This is a genomic window from Caldimonas sp., from assembly GCF_046289365.1.
Taxonomy (GTDB): domain Bacteria; phylum Pseudomonadota; class Gammaproteobacteria; order Burkholderiales; family Burkholderiaceae_C; genus Caldimonas.
In genome coordinates this window covers 1-3,659 of sequence record NZ_JBKBVU010000254.1, presented here as the reverse complement: position 1 = coordinate 3,659, position 3,659 = coordinate 1, and the positions used below count along the sequence as shown (strand labels likewise).

4 protein-coding genes are annotated in these 3,659 nt (G+C 71.5%); all 4 read left to right on the top strand.

The window, feature by feature from the left end; all coding sequences use genetic code 11:
- Position 1 precedes the first annotated feature (1 nt).
- Positions 2-607, top strand: a complete 606-nt coding sequence (locus ACK42S_RS16470; RefSeq protein ID WP_409710057.1) for a class I SAM-dependent methyltransferase — start codon at positions 2-4, stop codon at positions 605-607.
- Positions 604-1,773, top strand: a complete 1,170-nt coding sequence (locus ACK42S_RS16465) for a DegT/DnrJ/EryC1/StrS family aminotransferase (RefSeq protein ID WP_409710054.1) — start codon at positions 604-606, stop codon at positions 1,771-1,773. The genes ACK42S_RS16470 and ACK42S_RS16465 overlap by 4 nt, the downstream gene beginning before the upstream one ends.
- A gap of 3 nt (positions 1,774-1,776) precedes the next feature.
- Positions 1,777-2,376, top strand: coding sequence for a sugar transferase (locus tag ACK42S_RS16460; protein ID WP_409710051.1), 600 nt, complete (start codon positions 1,777-1,779; stop codon positions 2,374-2,376).
- Between the two features lie 2 nt (positions 2,377-2,378).
- The coding region (locus tag ACK42S_RS16455; protein WP_409710048.1) for a polysaccharide biosynthesis protein at positions 2,379-3,659 on the top strand (1,281 nt) is incomplete at its 3' end.

Sequence of the window (3,659 nt, the reverse complement as noted above, 5' to 3'; positions counted from 1 at the left end):
GCTGGCCGCCTGGCAGGAGCGCCAACGCGCCATGGCCGCGCTGTTTCGGCGCCTGGGCTGGCACGACCTGTCGCAGCGCCGCCTGGTCGAGGTGGGCTGCGGCACCGGCGGCTTGCTGCTCGACGCGCTGCAACTGGGCTTCGCCCCGGCCCATCTCACCGGGCTGGAGCTGCTGACCGAGCGGGCCGCGCAGGCCCGCGAGCGCCTGCCGGCGGCCTTGTGCCTCCTGGAGGGCGACGCCAGCGCCGCTCCCATCGAGCCCGCCAGCCAGGACGTGGTGCTGCAGTCCACCGTGTTTTCTTCCCTGCTGGACGATGCCGCCCAGCAGGCGCTGGCCGATGCGATGTGGCGCTGGGTGCGCCCAGGCGGCGGTGTGCTCTGGTACGACTTCACCGTCAACAACCCGCGCAACCCGGACGTGCGCGGCGTGCCGCTGGCCCGCGTGCGCGCGCTCTTTCCCCTGGGCCGCATCGACGCCCGCCGCCTCACGCTGGCCCCGCCGCTGGCCCGTGCCCTCGTGCGGCTGCACCCATGTGCCTACACTGTGGCCAACGCGGTGCCGTGGCTGCGCACCCACGTCCTGGCCTGGATTGCCAAACCTGCATGAACGCCGCTGACACGCCCTTCCTGCCCTTTGCCCTGCCCGAGATCGGCGAAGACGAGATCGCCGAGGTCGTGGACACCCTGCGCTCGGGCTGGGTCACCACCGGCCCCAAGGCGCGCCGTTTCGAGGAGGCCTTCGCCGCCTACCTCGGTGAACCCGGCCTGCACTGCATCGCGGTCAACTCCGCCACCGCCGGCCTGCATCTGGCCCTCGAAGCGCTGGGCATCGGCCCCGGTGACGAAGTCATCACCACCACCCACACCTTCACCGCCACCGCCGAGGTGGTGCGCTACCTGGGGGCCGACGTGGTGCTGGTGGACATCGACCCGGCCACGCTCAACCTCGACCCCGCCGCGGTGCAAGCCGCGATCACCCCGCGCACCAAGGCCCTTCTCCCGGTGCACTATGCCGGTCTGGCGGCCGACATGCCCGCGCTCACTGCCATCGCGCGCCGTCACGGCCTGAAGATCGTCGAGGATGCCGCCCACGCCCTGCCCACCACCAGCGGCGGCCGGCTGGTGGGCACGCTCGACAGCGACGCGACGGTCTTCAGCTTCTACGCCAACAAGACCATCACCACCGGCGAAGGCGGCATGCTGGTCACGCGCGACGAAGCGCTGGCCAAGCGTGCCCGCGTGATGCGCCTGCACGGCATCGACCGCGACGCCTTCGACCGCTTCACCGCCAAACGACCGAGCTGGCATTACGAAATCGTCGCGCCCGGCTTCAAATACAACCTGACCGACATCGCCGCCGCGCTGGGCCTGCACCAACTCAAGCGCGCCGATGCCTTCCAGCAGCGCCGCCAGGCCCTGGCTGCGCGCTACGATGCGGCGCTGGAGGGCCTGCCGGTGATCCTGCCCCCGCGGGCCCCGGCCGGCGAACGTCATGCCTGGCATCTGTACGCGCTGCGCCTGCGCGAGGAGGCGCCCATCGGGCGCGATGCCCTGATCGAGCGGCTCTACGCCGCGGGCATCGGCTGCAGCGTGCACTACATCCCGCTGCATCTGCACCCCTACTGGCGCGAGCGCTACGGGCTGCGCCCCGAACAGTTCCCGCACAGCCAGCATGCCTTCGAGACCCTGCTCAGCCTGCCGCTGTACACCCGCATGCGCGAGGTCGACGTCGATCGTGTGGCCGCGGTGTTGCGCAAGGCCTTGCAGGGCTGAGCCATGCTCAAGCGCGCTTTCGACCTCACCGCGGCCGTGCTGGGCCTGGTGCTGCTGTCCCCGCTGCTGCTGGCCGTGGCGCTGTGGGTCAAGCTGGATTCCCCCGGCCCCGTCTTTTTCCGCCAGGAGCGCGTGGGCCGCGGCGGGCGGCTCTTTCGCATCCACAAGTTCCGCACCATGGTGCACGACGCGGCCCAGGCCGGTCTCCCGCTCACTGTGGGCCAGGACGAGCGCATCACCCGCGCCGGCCGCTTCCTGCGCCGCCACAGGCTCGATGAGCTGCCCCAGTTGTTCGACGTGCTGCGCGGCGAGATGAGCCTGGTGGGCCCGCGGCCCGAGGTGCCGAGCTACGTGGCGCACTACCCCGAGCACCTGCGCGACAAGCTCCTGTCGGTGCGCCCCGGCCTGACCGACCCGGCTTCGCTTGCCCACCTCGACGAAAGCGAGCGCCTGGGCCGCTCCAGCGACCCCGAACGCACCTACATCGAGGAGATCCTGCCGGCCAAGCTGCGCCAGGCCGAGCACTACGTGGACCACGCCTCGCTCACCCAGGACCTGCGCGTGCTGTGGCGCACCTTGTGCACCCTGATGGCGGGGCGCTGAGCATGGACACCCGCCTGTGGCTCGCCATCGAACGGGGCCTCGCGCGTGTGCGGCCCTGGCGGCAGGGCCTGTCCCTGCTGATCGATGCCGCCGTGATCGCCGCAGCCTGGAACCTCACCTACCTCTTCCGCCTGGGCTTCGAGCGCTGGATCAGCGCCCGCGCCGACTACGACGCCTGGGTGATGGCCGGCGTGATCGGCCTGTACCTGGTGGCCCTCGTGCTCATGCGTGTGCCCCAGGCGATGTGGCGTTTCGCCGGCTTTGCCGAGGTGCGCCGCCTGGCCTGGGCCTGTGCGGGTGCCGGCCTCGTGGCGGCGGTGGTCGTGCTGATGGCCGGCTGGAGCAAGATCCCGCGCTCAGTGCTGGCCCTGCACCCCCTGGTGACGCTGATGGGCCTGATCGCCGCTCGCATCGCCTACCGCATGTTCTACGAGCACCTGCGCGAGCGCCTGTCGCTGGGCGGCCAGGCGCCGCGCCGTGCGCTGGTGCTGGGCGCCGGCCAGGCCGCGCGAATGCTGCTGGCGGGCATCCAGCACCAGGGCTATGTGGTGCTGGGCCTGCTCGACGACGATCCGGCCAAGCAGGGCGCCCGCCTGGGCGGTGTGCCGGTGCTCGGCCCCCTGGCCCGCCTGAGCGACCATGCCGCCCGCCTGGGCGCCACCCACCTCATCGTAGCCATGCCCTCGCTGCGCCTGCCGCAGCGCCGCCGCGTGATCGAACTGGCCAGCCGCAGCGGCCTGCCGGTGCTCACCGTGCCGACCATGCAGGAGCTCATCGAAGGCTCGCAAGTGGGCCGGGTGCGCGAGATCGAACCCGAGGACCTGCTGGGCCGCGAGCCCGTGCAGCTCGACGAGGCCGGCATCGCCGAGGCGCTGTCCGGGGCCACGGTGCTCGTCACCGGCGCGGGCGGCAGCATCGGGTCCGAGCTGTGCCGGCGCATCGCCCACTACGGTCCGGCGCGCCTGGTGCTGTTCGAGCACAGTGAATATGCCCTCTACACCATCGAGCAGGAACTCGGCCGGCGCTTCCCGCACATCCCGCTGGTGCGCCTGCTGGGCGACGTGCGCGATGCCGCCCAGTTGCGCCGCTGCTGCCTGGCCTGGCGGCCGCAGCTTGTCTTCCATGCCGCCGCGTACAAGCACGTGCCGCTCACCGAGGAGCACAACGCCTGGGCGGCGCTGCGCAACAACACCCTGGGTACCCTGAACGCGGCCCGGGGAGGCGCAAAGGACAAGGAGGGGAAGGTTGTGTTTTTTTTCCCCCCACCAAAAATCCCACCCCCC